Raw genomic sequence first — 16743 nt, 5'->3', positions numbered from 1 at the left:
TGGCTGTCGATGGATAGAATTACGTCGACACGTCGCAGCGCAAACATGCGTGCCATCCGATCGAAGCACACAAAGCCCGAGTTGACCGTTCGCAAGACCCTGCGTGCGGCCGGTCTGACAGGCTACCGCCTACATAGACGAGATCTGCCCGGTCGGCCCGACATTGCGTTCGTGGGCCGGAAAAAGGCCATCTTCGTGCACGGGTGTTTCTGGCATGGACATGATTGCCGGGAGGGAAGCAGGCGCCCTCTTTCGCGTCAAGAGTACTGGCTGCCGAAGATTTCGGCAAACCAGGCAAGAGACTCGCTTCATCATCGCCAGCTAACGGCGGCGGGATGGGAGATACTGGTCATTTGGGAATGCGAGACAAAGGACTTGGATCTGCTCGACAGGCTAAAGGCGTTCGTTAGTGAAGCTCCGTGATTTGTGGGCTTTCGCTCAGACGGCGGTAGGTACCCGTAGTCCGATTTCTGTTCCATGTCGGAAGCATGCCCCTGAAATCGAAGTGTTCAGCGGGCATACGAAAAACGCAATCTTCTCAGTGCCTTGCAGAAATTCACCAGAACCGCGCAGGCAACAGGTCCGGAGAATATCGGCCCGGAGAGAACGCTTCCAGCCCGTCTGGCGCCGGGGCCAGTGCTCAGCCCCTCTCGCATAACCCTCGAAAACAACGGAAAAATCCGGCCGCAGCCGGATCGGGAGAACGCTTTTGCGAGGGCAAGTGGCGGAGGGGATGGGTCTGCCGTCGAACCTTCTCTTGTGGATGCCGCCCTCATTTGCAAGGAATTTCTGAACCTTAGACATGTGATCGAGTGCGGACTCTTGTCAGGCCTGTTCACGCGGCCCGATAGATGCCGCTGGCCGAGATGGTGATGCGCGGACTGGGGCCAAATCTCCAACAGCGAGCTCGAAGCTCTGAGAAGGTTTCTGGTTTGCCCAACCCGGATCATGTCGATCATTTGCCCATGCAGTTCATGCCTTCCTCACAACTCTGCGGTCCGGTTTCGCGGTTTGCTGCCGGATCAAGCAGCGCTGGCGATCACCGGATCGCGATAGCCCTCACCGCGCGTGAGCATCGCCCAGATGCCGCGCGCCATCTTGTTGGCCAGCGCAAAGGCAGCGACCATCGGCGGCTTGCGTTCGAGCAGGCGTGCCAGCCAGGAATTGTAGGGCGCGCCCCTGCGCAGGGCCCAGCGGATCACGGCCATCGCACCGGTGACGAGCAGTCGCCGGATGTCGCGCTGGCCCATCTTCGAGGTTTTCCCGAGCCGCTGCTTGCCGCCGGTCGACGCCTGTCGCGGGACTAGCCCCAGCCAAGCCGCAAAGTCGCGCCCTCGTTTGAACTGCTCCATGGGAGGGGCAAATGTTTCGACGGCCAGTGCAGTGATCGGGCCTACACCCGGCATCGTCTGCAGCTGGCGCGGCATTTCCGCTTCGTTCGACAAGGCCGCGATCCTGGCTTTCAGCGCATCGATCCGGCCGGTCAGCTGGTTGATCTGGTCGAGGAGCATCTGGCAGATCTCGCGCGCCAGATCGGGAATGTCGGCGTCAGGATCTGCGATGACCCGTTCCAGGCGCGGCAAATAGCCGATCCCCACGGGGGCGACATGACCGAACTCGTAGAGGTGCGATCTCAGCGCATTCACGGCTTCGGTGCGTTGCTTCACGAGCTGTTCGCGCGTCCGGAACGCAACCGCTCGGGCTTGCTGTTCTTGGGTCTTGGGTTCCACAAACCGCATGGTTGGTCGCAGCGCCGCCTCGACGATCGCTTCCGCATCGGCGGCGTCATTCTTCTGGCGCTTGATGAACGGCTTGACGTAGTGCGGCGCAATCAGCCGGACCTTATGCCCGTGGCGGGACATTTCCCGCGCCCAATGATGCGCACTGGCGCAGGCCTCCATCACCACGAGGCACGGCGGCTGCTCCGCCATGAACCGGGCAAACTGTGGTCGCGTCAGCTTCTTGCGGAACACGACGGACCCGTCCGCCGCGGCACCGTGCACCTGGAACACGTTCTTTGCGAGATCGATGCCGATGATGGTAACCTCTCCCATGGATGCCCTCTCCTTCAGCTTGTGATACAACACCGCAAGCTTGGCACATTGCGATGCCGTCTGGGGAGAGCGGCATCCACCCCATCTCCATTCTTTCGCTAAAGCCTGAGCCTTCGCCGGAAGCGCATAACGCACTGCATCAAAGCAACAATTTTCCGGGACGCCTTCGATTCGAACCGACCGAGCGGCCGCGCAAAACGCGACCACGATGCGAGGCGCCTAGCTCAATCAGACCAAACTCCCAGCCGGCCTTGAGGTCAGCCCGAGAGCTCTTGAACAGTGGCGCTGGGTGGTATCCGTCCGGCGTGACTGCTCTGCCACGGTAAGAGAGTGATCGATAGTGTCCACTATGGATGGTGGACACTATGGGGCGGCGGTGGCGCGTCGGACGAAGCGGCTCTGGACGGACGAGGAGAAGCGGTCGATCTGTTTTCAGAGGACGGCTCCGGGCGCGTCCGTTGCTCAGGTCGCGCGCCGCTACGCGATGCTGAAGAAGTAGTGCGACTGCGCGTTCATTCAGGCCTGATGGCCTGGGCGTCGGCTGGTCCCGAGATCATGGCCGCGCCCGGATCGGCCGTGCCCCAACCCTTGACGCCTGCCTCCATGCACGCCCTCACAAGGCGTCGCCCGCCTCCCGCGACCGAACTTCCGGCCGGGCTGCGGAAAGCCGCGAGCCGCTTGCGCCCAAGCGCAACAGAAGGGTGATTCCGGCATAGGCAAACGCGAGAAGCCAGAGCTGGCGGATGAGGGGCGCCAGTTCGGCCAGTCCGGCCCCCATCTGGGCGCTGCGGACATAGCCCTCGATCATCGCGGTGCTGGGAATGGCTTGGGCGGCGGCTCGCAACAGGGGCGGCAGCGACTCGATGGGCCAGGAGAAGCCTGACAGGAAGAACAGCGGCATCCCCAAGGACAGAAGCACCATCTGCACCATCTCGGCACGGCGCAGCACGGCCGCCACGGCCTGCGCGAGGAACCCGACCGCCAGCACGAAAGGCACCCCCAGCATCGCCAGCGCCGGCAGATGGCCCAGCCAGGGCAGGCCATAGGCCCAAGGCAGCACGACCAGATACACCGGCAGCAGCAGCGCATAGAGGCCCAGCCACGCCCCGGCCCGGCCCAGCATCCGCCACGGCAGCGGATCGGCCGAGGGCGCACGGCGCGTGGCGACAAGGCCAAGGCCCATCATCATTGTCTGCTGCAGGATCAGCACGAAGGCCGCGGGCAGGATGTAGGTGGCATAGCCGCCGGCCGGGTTGAACAGCGGCACTTCAACCAGTGCGATGGGGCTGGCGCCCGACAGGGCCTCGGTGCGGCTGGTGCCGGTGGCCAGTTGGCGCGCGACCTGCACCTGCACGCCGGTGGTGCGGGCAGGTCCGGCGATGCCGGTCAGCGTTTTCTGATACATCAGGAAGTAGCTCGCGTCGGCATAGATGGCGATGGGGCTTTGCCGGCCGCGCAGCAACTCGCGCTCGAAGCCTTGCGGCACCAGCAGGATGCCATAGGCGCGGCGTTCGTGGACCAGCCGCTCGGCCTCTGCCATGGTCGGCGGGCGGGCGACGACGGCCACCGCTTCGCTGGCGTCGATGTCGCGCGCAAGCTGGCGCGAACCGGCCGAGTTATCCAGATCGACCACCGCCACAGGCACCTCGCGCAGCAGTTCTGGCCGGTAGGGATAGGGATAGATCAGCGCATAGATCGCCAGCGACACCACCATCACCGACAGGATCTGCGGATCGCCGAAAATCGCCGCAAGCTCGGCCCGCAGCGCGCGCAGGATCGCCTTCATGCCGTCCTCCTCGCCGTGCGCGCCGTGGCGGGAGCAAGCGCTGATCGCATCCGGTCAAGGCGCAGCAGCACGATCAATCCCAGTGCGACGGCAATCGCCAGAAGGTAAAGGACAGGCCAGACGGACAGATCCATGGGGGTCGCGCGCAGCGACTGGTCGATGCGCAACTGGATATACCAAGTGCCGGGGATCAGCGCGGACCACGCCTGCGCCAGGGGCGGCATCGCCTCGCGCGGGAAGCCGATGCCCATGTAACCCAGCGCTGGCGCCAGGATCACGCCCACGAAGCTGATCGCGCGGGCGAAATCGCGCGTCAGAAGGAAGCAAAGCGCCCCGATCAGCTGGCAGGCGATGATGAACAGCGCCGCCCCCACCCCCATCAGCAGCAGCGAGCCGCGAAGCGGCACCCCGAGCCACCCGTAAAGCCCGACGTCAGAGATGCCGAGGATCAGCATGAACAGGAAGGTATATGGCAGCAGCTTGCCCAGCATTGCGGGCAATAACCCGCCTGCCAGCCGTGGCAGGACGCGGGCGTGGCGGCCCGGGCCGAAATCCAGCGATACCGCATAGGTGGTCGCGGCGGCGGCCATCAGCTGGATCACCGCCGGCATCAGCGCCGCCAGCAGGAAGTCGACATAGTCGAGGGCGGGGTTGAACAGGGCATGCGTCTGCAGCAGCATGGGCTGGGCCGCCGCCGTGGCCTGCAACGAACCGGCCCCCTGAGCTTCGCGCAGGCTGACGCTGAGGCCTCCCGAAGCGGCGGTGACGGCATTGCGGGCGCCGCGGGCGACGACGGACCCGGCGCTCATGTGCTGGTTGTCGTAGAAGATCACCGCCTCGGGCCGGGCGCCGCGCAGCGCGTCGCGCTCGAAGCCCGCGGGCAGCAGCAGCGCGCCGCGCGCCCGGCCCGACAGGATCAGCGAGCGCGCCTCGGGCAGGCTGTCCGCCCGCGCGGACACCTCGACGTCAGGGGTGGCGTCCAGCATTCGCACCACCTGCCGCGAGAGGCTGGAGCGGTCCAGATCGACCACGGCGACTGGCAGGTTGGTGGCAACCCCTGAGCGGAAGACAAAGGCCAACAGGACGCACAGCGCCAGGGGCAGCACCACCGTCAAGCCGATCAGCGCCGGGCGGCGGCGGATCAGCCGGAACTCGCGCCGGATCGCCGTGACGAGACCGCTCATTCCCCCTCTGCCTCCGCCGGCCGGATCAGGGCGGACATGCCGGGGCGGAGCCCCGGAACCGGCGTGGCGGGGGCGGCGCGGACCTCGAAGCTGCGCAGGTCGAAGTCGCCTGTCGCCCGGGTCGCGCGCCAGCTGGCGAAATCGCCCTGTGCGTTGATCAGCGTCACGGCCGCATCAACCTCGGCATCCAGCGCCGGCACCTGCACCCGCAGCCGGTCGCCCACCTTCAGACCGCCCAGAAGGTTCTCGCGGATGTTGAAGGTGAACCAGGTCCGGTCCAGATCGACGATGGTGAACAGCGGCGCGCCCGCGCCCACGTTCTCGCCCAATTCAACCATGCGGCCGGTCACCTGGCCGCCTTGCGGGGCGGTGACGTTCAGTTCGTCGATATTCGCCTGGGCCTGCCCAATCGCGGCGCGCGCCTGATCGACCTGGGCCGCGGCCACGGCGCGCTCCTCGGGGCTGGCGCCGACACGGGCCAGGTCCAGCTGCGCCTGCGCGGCCTCGACCTTGCGTTCGGCCGCGGCAAGGTTGCGGGCGCTCTGCTCGATAACTGCCTGCGAGCGGACGCCGCGCTGTTCCAGCGCCCGATCGCGGGTCGCGGCTTCCTGCGCCAGTTGCAGGTCGGCCTCGGCCGCGGCCAATTCGGCCTCGCGGGCGCGGATGATTTCGGGCCGGGTGGCGCCGATGGCGGTCTCATTGCGCTGCGCCACCACCAGTGCGGCCTGGGCGGCGCCCAGGTTTGTGGTCAGTTGCGCGTTTTCCAGCCGCACCAGCAGCGCCCCCTGCTCGACCCTGTCGCCCACATCGGCGCCCAGTTCGACCACGCGCCCGGGCACGCGGGCGCTGACATCGACCCGTGGCGCCTCGGCCTCCCCCTGCACCAGCATGGCGACGGGGCGGGTGGCGTACCATACCAACCCCGCGACAAGGGCCGCCAGGATCAGCAGGACAACATAGGGCAGCACCCGGGACCGGCGTCTGGCGGGCATCGAAGGGGGCAGGTCGGAAGAGATCGAGGTCATGAGGATCCTTGTAGTTTATCGCCGCTTCCGCATGGATGGCCGAGATCGCCCTTGCGCGCCACCATAACGTCGGGACCGGGGCAAAGGTGCCGGCTCTGCCGCCCTGCGGCCGGAGAGGCGCCTTGCCCCTGCTGAAGGCGCGTCGCGTCGTCGGCCAGCCCTTGCCTCGCGCCGGGGAAGGTCATGGCCGGACGGGCGCAATTCGCGGCAAGCGCAAGAACAGGAAACTCAGGTCCTGCGGCCTTGAAGCAGGCAGGACGTGACGCGGCGTCGATATGAACTTTCCGATGGGTGTCGCGTTAGGCGGCCAAACGGTGACAGGTCCGCCCTTGATCTCGCAAGCCGATCGGCAGCGGAACGCAAACGGAGTCGCAATGGAAATTGATTATGTCAGGTGGTCCCCGGATCTGGAGGTCCTGCAACCCGACGAGGCGCGGCTGACCGACGAGATCGTGTCGCAGATGCGCGCGGCCAATCTGGCGGCATTCGACCGCCACCGCCACGCGATCCGCGACGCCCATGCAAAAAGCCACGGCTTCCTGAAGGGCAGGCTGAGGGTCCATGACGACCTGCCCGCGCATCTGCGTCAGGGCATCTTTGCCGAGCCCGCCACCTATGACGTAATTGCCCGCCTATCATCGGCGCCCGGAGACATCCACAGCGACGAGGTTCCCGCCCCCCGTGGCTTTGCGATCAAGATCCTGGACGTCCCGGGCGCGCGCCTTGCCGGAGACGAGCCGGGCCGGAACCAGGACTTCCTGATGGTCAACTTTCCCGTTCTCGCTTTCGGGACGGTGCAGAAATACAAGAAGATGCTGGGCTTGTTGGAAAAGAATGCAAACGCCCCAGACTTCTTCCAGCGCATGGTCGCGGCCGCCGCTCGGGGAGCCGAGGATGTTGTCGAAGTCTTCGGCCGCGAACCCGGCGCAACCCTGCAGGGGCTGGCGCGCGACAACGCCAATCTGCTGGGCGAAACCTATCACACCCAGGGCGCGCTGCGTTTCGGCGACTACATCGGCAAGATTTCGCTCGCGCCCGCGTCCAAGAATGTCCGCGCGCTGACGGGCAGGATCATCAAGGACGTGGACTTCTCGGCCATGCGCGACATGGTGGTGGACTTCTTCCGCGACCAGGGCGCCGAATACACGCTGCGCGTCCAGCTTGCGACTGACCTCGACAGGATGCCCATCGAGAATGCGGCCGTGCAGTGGGACGAGGAGTCCTCGCCCCAGCAGTCGCTGGCGAGCCTGACCTTCGAGGCGCAGGACGCCTTTTCGCCCGCGCGGCGCGTCTATGGCGACGACGTGCTGCACTTCAACCCGTGGCATTGCGTCGAGGCGCACCAGCCGCTGGGTTCGATCAACCGCATCCGGCGGGCCGCCTACGCGGCATCAATGCTGCGTCGCCACGAACTCAACGCTGTCGAGCGGCATGAGCCGGCAACGCTCGACGAGATCCCCGACTGAGGACCGCGCCAGGTCCAGCAAGCAAGAAGGAGACGTGCAATGGCCCAGAAGCACGAGACGAAAGACAAGCTCGAAGGCGCGAACGCCGGCCCAGTCCAGACCGGCCCCGACCCGCGGCTTGAGGATGAAAGCAGGTTGGCCGAAATCCGGCGCAAGATCGAGGAGGTCGCGAGCGATGCACCGCAACTGGCCAAGATCGCGCTCGAAGCCATGGTCCGCCGCCACAATCCGGAACTGAAGGGCACGTCGCAGACCGCCGGGCGGGCCGGGCGACAGTCGGGCAACGTGTCGGAACTGACCGCCTTCGCCACGCTGAAGCCCGGCGGGGCCGAGCGGCTGCGCCGCATCTTCAACCTGACGAACGGCAACTTCGATGGCGCGCAGCGCGTCTCGACGCTGCACGACATGCGCTTCGTCTTCTTCGACAATGACACAAAGATCCTGTTCGCCACCACCTATGACGGCGACTGGGACGCCTATATCAACGATTTCGCGACCAAGATCCCCGAACTGATGGACCTGCTGTTCCAGTCGGTCGAGGGCTGGCCGGGCATTGCCGATCCGTCGGTCAAGGACTTCATCGCTAGGCACCAGATCGACGCCGCCGGCTGGTTCGTCGCCAACCCGCAGGTGACGGTCGTGGACGTGCGCCGCCTGCAGCGCATGGAAAAGGCCGTGAACGAGATGATGGACGAGGTGGCCGGAACCGACCTCGACAACAGCGGCCCGAAGGCGCTGAAAGCCTTCCTCGACAAGATGTCCCAGCCGGAGGGGGTGGATTACTGATGGCCCTGCTCTCCAGCCTCCGCAAACGCTTCCGCCGCGACCGGGTCAAGCTGCAGCTTGACGACATCCAGGGCCTGATCCTGCGGTCGCGCCCGGAGCCATATGTAGGCATCCATGCGATGCTGCATGTGGACGATGCCAGTGGCGGGCGCGACCTGCTGGGCCGCCTGGCCGAGCACGTCCCCTCGGCCGAGGACTGGACCAACGAGATGGAATCCTGGGTCGGCGTGGCAATCAGCCACGAGGGGTTGAAGGCGCTCGGCCTGCCCGAGGAGTCGCTGTCGAGCTTTCCGCCGCCCTTCCGCCAGGGCATGGCCGCGCGGGCCGAGATGCTGCGCGACTTCGGCGAGAACGCACCGGAGACATGGGAAGAGCCGTTCAAGCCCGGCACGCTGCACATCGCGTTGACCATCTTCGCCGCCGACGAGGCGGCGCGCGACAAGGCCGTGGGCAAGGCCATGGCCGAACTTGAGCGCTCCAGCGGCGTCACGCTGGTCGCCACCCATGAGTTCGGCGCGGACGAGGATGCCGAGAATCCCTTCGGCTTCCGTGATGCCATCGCCCAGCCCAACATCGCGGGCAGCGGCGTGGACCCGCTGCCGGGCGACGGCCCGGCCATCGCCGCGGGCGAGTTCATCCTGGGCGAGAACAGCGAGACGGGCCAGCCTCTCGGCGTGCCGCAACCGCCGGAACTGGGGCGCAACGGAACCTATGTCGTCCTGCGCAAGTACAACAGCCGCGTCGGCGCCTTCAACGACTTCCTGCGCGAACATGCCGAGAGCGAGGAGGCTCAGCACCTGCTCGCGGCCAAGATGGTCGGCCGCTGGCGCAGCGGCGCCCCCCTGATCCTGTCGCCCGACCACGACGACGAAGCCTTGGGTGCCGACCCCGAACGCAATAACGATTTCACCTTCAGGGACGACCCGAAGGGGCTGCTCTGCCCTTATTCTTCGCATATCCGCCGACTGAACCCGCGCGACAGCAGCATGACGATCCTGACGGATGTGAACATCAAGCGCATCATCCGCCGCCCTTCGACCTTCGGCCCCAAATGGACATCCGATGTCACAGCCGCGGATGACGGCAAGGACGCCCGCGGGCTCTTCTTCATCTTCATCAGCGCGCGCGCCTATGACACGATCGAGTTCCTGCAGCAGGAGTGGATCAACCGCGGCAACTTCATCGACCTCGGGGAAGAACTCGACCCGATCGTGGGCCTGCACGAAGAGCCGGGCACCTTCACTATCCCCGACGAACCCGCCCGCCGCCGCGTGAACGGCGTGACCACTTTCAACCGCCTGCGCGGCGGAGAATACATGTTCATGCCATCGATCTCGGCACTGAAATGGATCGCGAAAGGAGAGTGGGTCGGTTCCTGATCCGCTTTCCGGCCTGTCTTCGCCCAAAAACCGAAGGGACGTACCGTGCAATCCGAAATAGTGCAGCAGCACAGAGGATTATGGGCCAGAAACCGATTGATTGCATCTCGAGCCCGACCTGGGGCGAGCTTGAGGGCGGCAGGCGAGGGTTCCGTACGGCCGGCTGTATCGAAGCGGCTCTGCCCGGCGACACGAGATCGGGCATGATCCACGAGAGCCGGGTGATCGCGGTCAATTTCTTGCTGCCAAGGCCCTGACGAGGGTGATCGCGTTGTGGCAAGCATGAACGGCCGCATCAACGAAGCCAGACTGCGGTTCCGGGGGCACGGTCGGCAGCTCAGGGCCTCTTGCGTCAATCCCCGCCCGCCCGCCGACCGACGATCTGCAGTCCTGCAATATCCCTCTCGTTGTCCATTACCGCCGGGCAGTCGCTGCTGCCCGCTCAGGCCGGCTTGACCGCAGGCGCTGCGGTCTGGCGCCCAAGCGTCCGGTAGACAGTCGGCCTTGAGACCCCGAACAGCTCGCCGCCGCCAAGGTCCGCAGCGTCTACAGGGCCGAAGGCCGAAGATCGATCCGGTGGAGGTGCCAAGGCTGCATGAAGAGGAACGGCTCAGCCCCACCGCCATCGCTCGGCGGTTGGGGATTGCACGCTCTTCGGTCTACCGCTTCCTGCCTAGGGTCAGGACTCATAGCCAATAGATGACGGTTGCCGCGAGGGCGATTGCAGAGAGGAAGACCTTCGGGCAGCGGTCGTAGCGGGTTGCCACACGCCGCCAGTCCTTGAGCCTGCCGAACATGATCTCGATGCGGTTGCGCCGTTTGTATCGGTGCTTGTCGTAATTCACAGTCTTCTTGCGCTGTTTTCGACCGGGGATGCAGGCGCGTATCCCTTTGTCTTTCAGTGCTTCTCTGAACCAATCGGCGTCATAGCCGCGATCCCCGAGGAGCCAGTCCACGTCCGGCAGGCTGCTCAGCAATGCTCGTGCGCCGATGTAGTCGCTGACCTGACCCGCTGTGACGAACAGGTTCAGGGGCCGGCCTTCGCTGTCACAGATCGCGTGCAGCTTGGTGTTCATCCCTCCCTTGGTGCGTCCGATCAGGCGTCCACGCCCCCCTTTTTCACGCCCATGCTGGTCGCTGTTCGGTGGGCCTTGAGATAGGTCGCGTCGATCATGACGGTCTTCTGTTCGCCGTGCGCGGCCGCCAGACCCGCCATTATTCGGGCGAAGACGCCCTTGTCGCTCCACCGTTTCCAACGGTTGTACAGCGTCTTGTGCGGCCCATAGGCTGCAGGGGCATCGCGCCATCGTAAGCCATTGCGATTGATGAAGATAATGCCGCTCAGCACACGCCGGTCATCGACGCGCGGTTTGCCGTGGGACTTCGGGAAGAAGGGCTCAAGGCGCGCCATCTGCGCATCCGTCAGCCAGAAAAGGTCAGACATGTTCACCGCTCGGTTTTCGATCCGTGAATCACGCCCCTAGGTCATGTTGACAAATGGCGGAGCCATAAGCGGATCGACGTGATGTCGATGAAGCCCAGGAAGCTTTCGGCGGTCTTGTCGTAGCGGGTGGCGACGCGACGGGCATTCTTGAGCTTGTTGAAGCACCGCTCAACGAGATTGCGCAGGCGGTAGAGCCTGCGGTCAACGGCGACCCGTAGCTTCCGGGTTTTGCGCATGGGGATGACCGGCACCACGTCGCGCACCTCCATGGTCTTGCGGATGTTGTCGGAGTCGTAGCCGCGGTCTGCGAGCAGAACGCTTGGCTCGGGCAGGTTGTCAGCCATGACCAGATCGAAGCCGAGGTAGTCCGATGTCTGCCTCGCCGTGATTTCGGTTCTCATGGGCAGGCCTGCCGCATTGACCCGCAGATGGATCTTGGTCGTGAAGCCACCTCGCGAGCGGCTGAAACCTTGGCGCGGAGTCCCCCTTTTGCGCCCGCTGCCTGATGATGGGCGCGAACCACGGTGCTGTCGATCATCTGCAGCGCATCCGGCACGATCCGGCTCTCGTTCAGCGCCTCCAGGATTTGCTCCCAGAGCCCCGCCAAGGTCCATCGCCGGAACTGCCGATAGACAGACGACCACTTGCCGAACTCCTCGGGCAGGTCGCGCCAGGGCGAGCCCGTTCGTGCGATCCAGAAAACCCCATCAAGAACAGTCCGATGGTTCCCGGACTTGCGGCCGTTCGGAGAACGGACAGCCAGGATGAAGCGTTCAAAGAACGCCCACTCATCGTCCGACATCAGGTCTCGTGCCACGCTGGTCTCCATTGCAGATACCAGCTTGAATCACGATCACCGCGCCCGGTGAACCCCTTTTGTCAACACGCCCTAGACGACTGGTCTATTAACGCCTATATCCCTTGTATGACACTGACATCCAAAGCTGAAGCCACACGGCAGAATCTTCTCGACACCGGCTACAGGCTTGTCCTGAGCAAGGGCTTTTCCGCACTCGGTCTTCAGGAAATCCTGAAGGGGTCTGGTGTGCCAAAAGGCTCGTTCTATCACTACTTCGCGTCCAAGGAGGCGTTCGGTTGCGCGCTTTTGGACGACTACGTTACAGAGTACGGCGACCGGCTTGACCAGTTGCTTGCCATTGAAGCCGAAAATGGACGTCAGCGGCTGCTACGCTACTGGCAAGCGTGGCTCGATCCAGATGCGGGAGAGACCGCAGGGCGCGGATGGGCGGAAGACTGCCTTGCCGTCAAGCTGTCGGCCGAGGTTGCCGACCTGTCTGAAGCCATGCGGATGGTCCTCAGCGATGGCATCGAACGAGTGTTGCATCGCATCACCACTCTGATCGTCGAGGCGCGGGACGATGGTTCGCTTCCACCTGGACCGGAACCAGAGGCTTTGGCGCAGGTTCTTTACCAGATGTGGCTTGGTGCCGCGCTGCTTGCCAAGCTGACCCGTAGCCACATGCCGATGCAGCGGGCCATGGTCGCCACGAAACAGCTTCTGGCTTGTCCGGCAGATCCTACTTTGCAGACGAAAGGAACGGCATAATGAAGATTTTCTACAAAACACGCGCCACGGCCATCGGTGGCCGCTCGGGCCACACGGCGCTGGATGACGGCAGCCTTGCGCTCGACCTGACGGCGCCGAACTCCGGCAAGCCGGGCGCGAACCCGGAACAGCTCTTCGCCATGGGGTATGCTGCCTGTTTTGACAGCGCATTGCACCATGTCGCCCAGGTTCGAAAACTGGCACTGAGCGGCAGCAAAACATCAGCCGAAGTCGGTATCGGCCAACTGCCGGATGGCGGGTTCAAGCTGGACATCGACATCCATGTTAAACTCTCCGGTCTGGATGAGGCCACGGCGCGCGACCTGGTCGAGGCGACGCATCAGGTCTGCCCCTATTCCAATGCGACACATAATAACATCGATGTGCGCCTGCACGTCACCACTGTGTAATGAAACATCATGCGCGGCAACATTCACACCACGTTTGGCGAACCGGCCGACGTCCTGATCGTGTCGGACAGCGCCATCCCGCAGCCCGGTCCCGGTCAGGTACGCATCAGGACCATCCTGTCGCCGATCCACAATCACGACCTCTGGACGGTGCGTGGCAGCTATGGCTACAAGCCCGAGCTGCCTGCCATCGGCGGCTCGGAAGCGGTCGGCACCATCGACGCCCTGGGCGCGGATGTGACGGGCGTGACAGTTGGGCAGCGGGTCGCGGTCGCGGGCGTTCATGGCGCTTGGGCGGAGTATTTTGTGGCACCTGCCACCGCACTGGTTCCTGTCCCGGACGCCATTTCAGACGAAGCGGCTGCGCAGCTTATCGCCATGCCGTTCAGCGCAATCTCGTTGCTGGAATTTCTTGACGTCAAAAGCGGGGACTGGGTGATCCAGAACACCGCAAATGGCGCGGTTGGCAAGATTCTGGCAAGGTTGGCCACGGCGCGCGGTGTGCATGTCGTCAACCTTGTGCGCCGCGATGCCGGGGTCGACGAACTTTCCGCAGTTGGAATCGGCAATGCTGTCTCAACAGCGACCGAGGGCTGGCAGGACCGCGTGCGGGCGATCACCGGCGGTGCATCCATTCGCGCGGCGGTGGATTCCATCGGCGGCACGGCCAGCAAAGACCTGCTGTCGCTTCTTGGTGAAAACGGGCTGCTGGTGTCCTTCGGCACGATGAACGGGGAACCGATGCAGATCGCCTCGGGCGACCTGATCTTCAAGCAGGCTGTGGTGAAGGGATTTTGGGGCTCCAAGGTCAGCGAGGCCATGCCGACCGACACGAAAATCCGTCTGATCGGCGAGCTGCTACGCCTTGTCGCCACAGGCGAACTGGACCTGCCGGTCGAGGCGGTGTTTGCGTTTGAGCAAATCACCGATGCCGTCAAGGCCTCCCTTGCGCCGGGCAAGAAGGGCAAAGTGCTGCTGAGGCCGTGAACTGCGGTGACGCTCAGCCACCCAATTGGACAAGGTCTGACATGTCTTTCTGGTTGCTGTCGCATTTAGGCCTGTGAGCTGATGGTGCCCCACGCCAGTAACTCAGCTACCATCCTTGTCGACACTGACAAGGATGGTAGCCTGCGTTCGTGGGCAAACGCATGTCGCGTATGAGAGATGCCAGAGGCGATCATTCGGCCTGCAACGGCTAAAGACATGCAGCAGGCCCGCACCGATAACCTGACGATACATCCCGTTTTGGTCGCAACATCGGCTATGCCACTGATAAAGCCCAAGAAGACATCGAGAGCTGTCATGCGCTGCCTATGATCCGGATGCGACAGAACCGTAATAATTTCTTCGGCTTAATCGACATCGCCTGCTTCAGCTTCAGACGTTGCCATTTGTCAACATTGCCTAGCAGGAACAGGATCACGGCGAGCACGACGGCGCAGTAGCGTAGCGCCACCCGCATGCACGGGCTGGCGGCGAAACCGGTCAGGAGCGCGGCGATCATCGCTGTCCTCGTTTCCAGTCATCGAGGCGGGCGTAGATCGTGACCGCGATCCCGCCGAGCGCCACGGCGATGAACACCCAGCGGAGCGTATCGAGATACGGGACCAGCGGCAGGATCGCGCTTTGCGTATCCGCCAGCACCTGCTGGGCCACCTCTACCCCGGCCGCGCCCAGCGTCGCCACTCCGGCCGCGCCACCCCCCTTCATGGTGCGGCTGTCGGCGAGCACCTCGCGCGCGGGCGGCGTCTCCGCCGCGAAGGCAGTCGCCCGGGCCGGGAACCGCTCGCCCCACTGACGCGCGGGTCCGAGATCGACATGCATGAACCCCGAGCGGGGATAGAAGCCGAAGCCGAGGAACCCAACCTCCCGTGCCGCCGCCTCGAAGGCCACGGGGTCGTGGTTCGCCATGGCGATATCGAAGGCGGCGCCGTCGAGGTGTTTCGACCGGGTCGCGCCGCCGACAGCACGGTTGTGCTCAGGGCTGCGATAGGCCGAGCGGACGATCAGCGGCTTGCCCAGCCGGTCGCGCAGCGCCTGCAGCCTGTCGAGCGCAGGCTCGTTGATCAACAACTTGCCGGTGCCCCGGCAGGCGATCTCGGCCGGGCTAAAGTTCGGCCAGCGCCAGGTGCTCTCGGGCACGTCGCGCCAATGGCGGTGGAACGTCGTGGTCATGAGATCCTCCGAAAACAAAAAACCCGCCTCAAGGGCGGGTCATGGTGGGCTGATGAATGAGGATGGGGCGCGGCTACGGGCTGCCGCCGAAGATCTTGAGCTTGATGGCGATGCCCGCGAGCAGCGCCAGCATGACGCCGGTGGTGATCATGCGGACGGCGGTCTGCATGGCGGTGCGGCGCACCAGCCGGATGCAGTCGACCAAGGAGCGCAGATCGCGGATGTCGAGCGCGGCCTCGTCGCCGTCGAGACCGACATCGGCGAGCGCGCGCTTCGCGCCTTCCTCGGCGGCCCGGGTCAGGATCGCCTCGAACTCGGCGTCAGGCATGCGCACGAAGCCCTCGGATCGGGGTGGGTTCATCGGATCCTCCTTGCGCCGCTCAGCCGATCTTGCAGCCCCAGAAGGACGTGTGATCGGCGGCGAAGTAGCCGTCCGCGACCCGGAAATACCCCTGCAGCTCGACGGTATCGCCGGCGGTCAGCGGCACCATGGTCTGCAGCCAGATGGCGGTGGCGAGCGAGACATGGGTGGCGGAGATTTCGCCGAGGGAGCCGCGGATTTCCGTCGTGCCATTCAGCACGAGCCGCCCGCGCATGCGGGCCGTGGCGCTGGCGTTGATCTTGTAGAGCAGCGTCGCGCCGAAGAGATAGGTTCCGTCCACGGGGGCGACAAAGTGATTGTTTGCGGCGTCGAAGACCCCCTGGTCGTTGTAGTCGGTGTTGTTCAGGCCGATCTTGGTCCAGGTCCCGACGCCGACATAGTTGTCGTAGTTCGTCCAGGCCTTGAAGCGGGGCAACCGGGGCTGGTCCACAATGCCGGTGGCGTTGTCGACGCTGAGCCCGTCGAAGAAGGTGCTGCCGTCGGCCGAGACCGCGAGGCGGAAGCGGTCGGAGCCGAAGAGGCCGACCAGCGCCTTGGTCACGAAGCCGGTCTGAAGCGTGAGGCCGAGGTCGTCGCCCGCAGCCTCCTTGTTCATGGTGTAGAACAGGTCGCCGGTCCCGCCCTCAGCCACGGTCTTCGCCGTCCAGAGTGCGGCGTTCAGCTTGGCAGAGAACGGGTTCGACGCATCCGCGGTGGTCCCGAGCCCCAGCAGTGCGAGGTTCTGCAGCGCGTCCGGCGTGGTCCCGACCCAGCCCGCGCCGTCGTAGACCAGCAGCAGGCTCTCGTCCTCGACCCATGCCCGCCATCCCGAGCGTGGCGGCAGACGCAGCCAGGCGCCGTCGGTCCAGACCGCCACGTTCAGGTCCCAGCCCGCCCAGTCGCCCGTCGCGCCCGAGCCGACGATGTAGCGGTCACCATCAGCGGGGCTACCGGGCGGCGCGGTCAGGTCCCGGTCGAGAACGGAGAGCTGCACGAGCCCGTCGAGGATCCGCAGCGCCTCGTTGTGGGTGACATGCTTCTGGGCCTGCGCCGCCAGGATGTAGGGCAGCAGGAGATGGGTCGTGGCGTCGGACATGGGATGGCCT

General features: G+C 64.8%; 17 protein-coding genes and 2 pseudogenes. 9 read left to right on the top strand and 10 right to left on the bottom strand.

The genetic code is table 11. The annotated features are described in order from the left end of the window. Positions 1-9: 9 nt before the first annotated feature. A complete protein-coding gene (locus tag PXD02_RS10035; RefSeq protein WP_275103763.1) occupies positions 10-423 on the top strand; it encodes a very short patch repair endonuclease in 414 nt (137 codons plus the stop codon). Positions 424-1022: 599 nt separating this feature from the next. On the opposite strand, the gene PXD02_RS10030 is transcribed toward PXD02_RS10035, so the two are convergent. The 4 genes from PXD02_RS10030 to PXD02_RS10015 form a co-directional block, all read right to left on the bottom strand. Next, positions 1023-2054, bottom strand: a complete 1032-nt coding sequence (locus PXD02_RS10030; protein WP_275103762.1) for an IS110 family RNA-guided transposase — start codon at positions 2052-2054, stop codon at positions 1023-1025. Between the two features lie 613 nt (positions 2055-2667). Continuing rightward, on the bottom strand, positions 2668-3840 hold the full coding sequence (locus PXD02_RS10025) for an ABC transporter permease (RefSeq protein ID WP_275103761.1): 1173 nt from the start codon (positions 3838-3840) through the stop codon (positions 2668-2670). Then, the gene (locus PXD02_RS10020) at positions 3837-5024 is read right to left on the bottom strand and encodes an ABC transporter permease (RefSeq protein WP_275103760.1); all 1188 of its coding nucleotides are present in this window, start codon (positions 5022-5024) and stop codon (positions 3837-3839) included. Before PXD02_RS10020 ends, PXD02_RS10025 begins: the two co-directional genes overlap by 4 nt. Beyond that, a complete protein-coding gene (locus PXD02_RS10015; RefSeq protein WP_275103759.1) occupies positions 5021-6049 on the bottom strand; it encodes an HlyD family secretion protein in 1029 nt (342 codons plus the stop codon). The genes PXD02_RS10020 and PXD02_RS10015 overlap by 4 nt, the downstream gene beginning before the upstream one ends. A 374-nt stretch (positions 6050-6423) precedes the next feature. Here PXD02_RS10015 and PXD02_RS10010 point away from each other — a divergent pair, with 374 nt between their 5' ends. The 4 genes from PXD02_RS10010 to PXD02_RS16875 all read left to right on the top strand — a co-directional run bounded on the left by PXD02_RS10010 (position 6424) and on the right by PXD02_RS16875 (position 10379). Beyond that, positions 6424-7515, top strand: coding sequence for a catalase family protein (locus PXD02_RS10010; RefSeq protein ID WP_275103758.1), 1092 nt, complete (start codon positions 6424-6426; stop codon positions 7513-7515). A gap of 39 nt (positions 7516-7554) precedes the next feature. Beyond that, complete coding sequence (locus PXD02_RS10005) at positions 7555-8301, top strand: hypothetical protein (protein ID WP_275103757.1); 747 nt, start codon at positions 7555-7557, stop codon at positions 8299-8301. Then, a complete protein-coding gene (locus PXD02_RS10000) occupies positions 8301-9680 on the top strand; it encodes a Dyp-type peroxidase (protein ID WP_275103756.1) in 1380 nt (459 codons plus the stop codon). The genes PXD02_RS10005 and PXD02_RS10000 overlap by 1 nt, the downstream gene beginning before the upstream one ends. Before the next feature lie 504 nt (positions 9681-10184). Further along, positions 10185-10379: a helix-turn-helix domain-containing protein gene (locus PXD02_RS16875; protein ID WP_473092011.1), complete on the top strand. Its 195-nt coding sequence runs from the start codon at positions 10185-10187 to the stop codon at positions 10377-10379. Here the strand turns inward: PXD02_RS16875 and PXD02_RS09995 are convergent. Both PXD02_RS09995 and PXD02_RS09990 read right to left on the bottom strand, forming a co-directional pair. Then, positions 10367-11124, bottom strand: a protein-coding gene (locus PXD02_RS09995) for an IS5 family transposase (protein WP_275103755.1) whose coding sequence is annotated in 2 segments (ribosomal slippage) — positions 10367-10803 and positions 10803-11124 — 759 coding nt in all. Because the reading frame shifts where the segments join, the coding sequence is not laid out codon by codon here. The genes PXD02_RS16875 and PXD02_RS09995 overlap by 13 nt on opposite strands. Before the next feature lie 41 nt (positions 11125-11165). After that, positions 11166-11926, bottom strand: a pseudogene (locus tag PXD02_RS09990) (IS5 family transposase). 123 nt (positions 11927-12049) lie between these two features. Here PXD02_RS09990 and PXD02_RS09985 point away from each other — a divergent pair. From PXD02_RS09985 to PXD02_RS09970, 4 genes and pseudogenes are all read left to right on the top strand, one after another. Further along, positions 12050-12691, top strand: coding sequence for a TetR/AcrR family transcriptional regulator (locus PXD02_RS09985; RefSeq protein ID WP_232222619.1), 642 nt, complete (start codon positions 12050-12052; stop codon positions 12689-12691). Continuing rightward, positions 12691-13101 (top strand): organic hydroperoxide resistance protein, encoded by a 411-nt coding sequence (locus PXD02_RS09980; RefSeq protein WP_275103754.1) that lies wholly within the window; start codon positions 12691-12693, stop codon positions 13099-13101. The genes PXD02_RS09985 and PXD02_RS09980 overlap by 1 nt, the downstream gene beginning before the upstream one ends. Before the next feature lie 9 nt (positions 13102-13110). After that, entirely contained in the window at positions 13111-14088 is a 978-nt protein-coding gene (locus PXD02_RS09975) for a zinc-binding dehydrogenase (protein WP_036721204.1), read from the top strand. A 234-nt stretch (positions 14089-14322) separates the two neighbouring features. Beyond that, positions 14323-14438: pseudogene (locus PXD02_RS09970) on the top strand (IS5/IS1182 family transposase); the annotation flags it as partial. Here the strand turns inward: PXD02_RS09970 and PXD02_RS09965 are convergent. The 4 genes from PXD02_RS09965 to PXD02_RS09950 form a co-directional block, all read right to left on the bottom strand. Next, positions 14402-14605 carry a hypothetical protein gene (locus PXD02_RS09965; RefSeq protein WP_036721200.1) on the bottom strand — a complete coding sequence of 68 codons (204 nt, stop codon included), beginning with the start codon at positions 14603-14605 and terminating at the stop codon, positions 14402-14404. The pseudogene PXD02_RS09970 and the gene PXD02_RS09965 sit on opposite strands and share 37 nt — an antisense overlap. Next, entirely contained in the window at positions 14602-15276 is a 675-nt protein-coding gene (locus PXD02_RS09960; protein ID WP_275103753.1) for a YcbK family protein, read from the bottom strand. The genes PXD02_RS09965 and PXD02_RS09960 overlap by 4 nt, the downstream gene beginning before the upstream one ends. Before the next feature lie 73 nt (positions 15277-15349). Continuing rightward, positions 15350-15637 carry a DUF6127 family protein gene (locus tag PXD02_RS09955; protein WP_036708271.1) on the bottom strand — a complete coding sequence of 96 codons (288 nt, stop codon included), beginning with the start codon at positions 15635-15637 and terminating at the stop codon, positions 15350-15352. A 19-nt stretch (positions 15638-15656) separates the two neighbouring features. After that, on the bottom strand, positions 15657-16733 hold the full coding sequence (locus PXD02_RS09950) for a DUF2793 domain-containing protein (protein WP_275103752.1): 1077 nt from the start codon (positions 16731-16733) through the stop codon (positions 15657-15659). Between the last annotated feature and the right edge of the window lie 10 nt (positions 16734-16743).

This window comes from Paracoccus sp. S3-43 (assembly GCF_029027965.1).
GTDB lineage: Bacteria > Pseudomonadota > Alphaproteobacteria > Rhodobacterales > Rhodobacteraceae > Paracoccus.
This window is presented reverse-complemented; position numbering and strand designations above follow the sequence as displayed.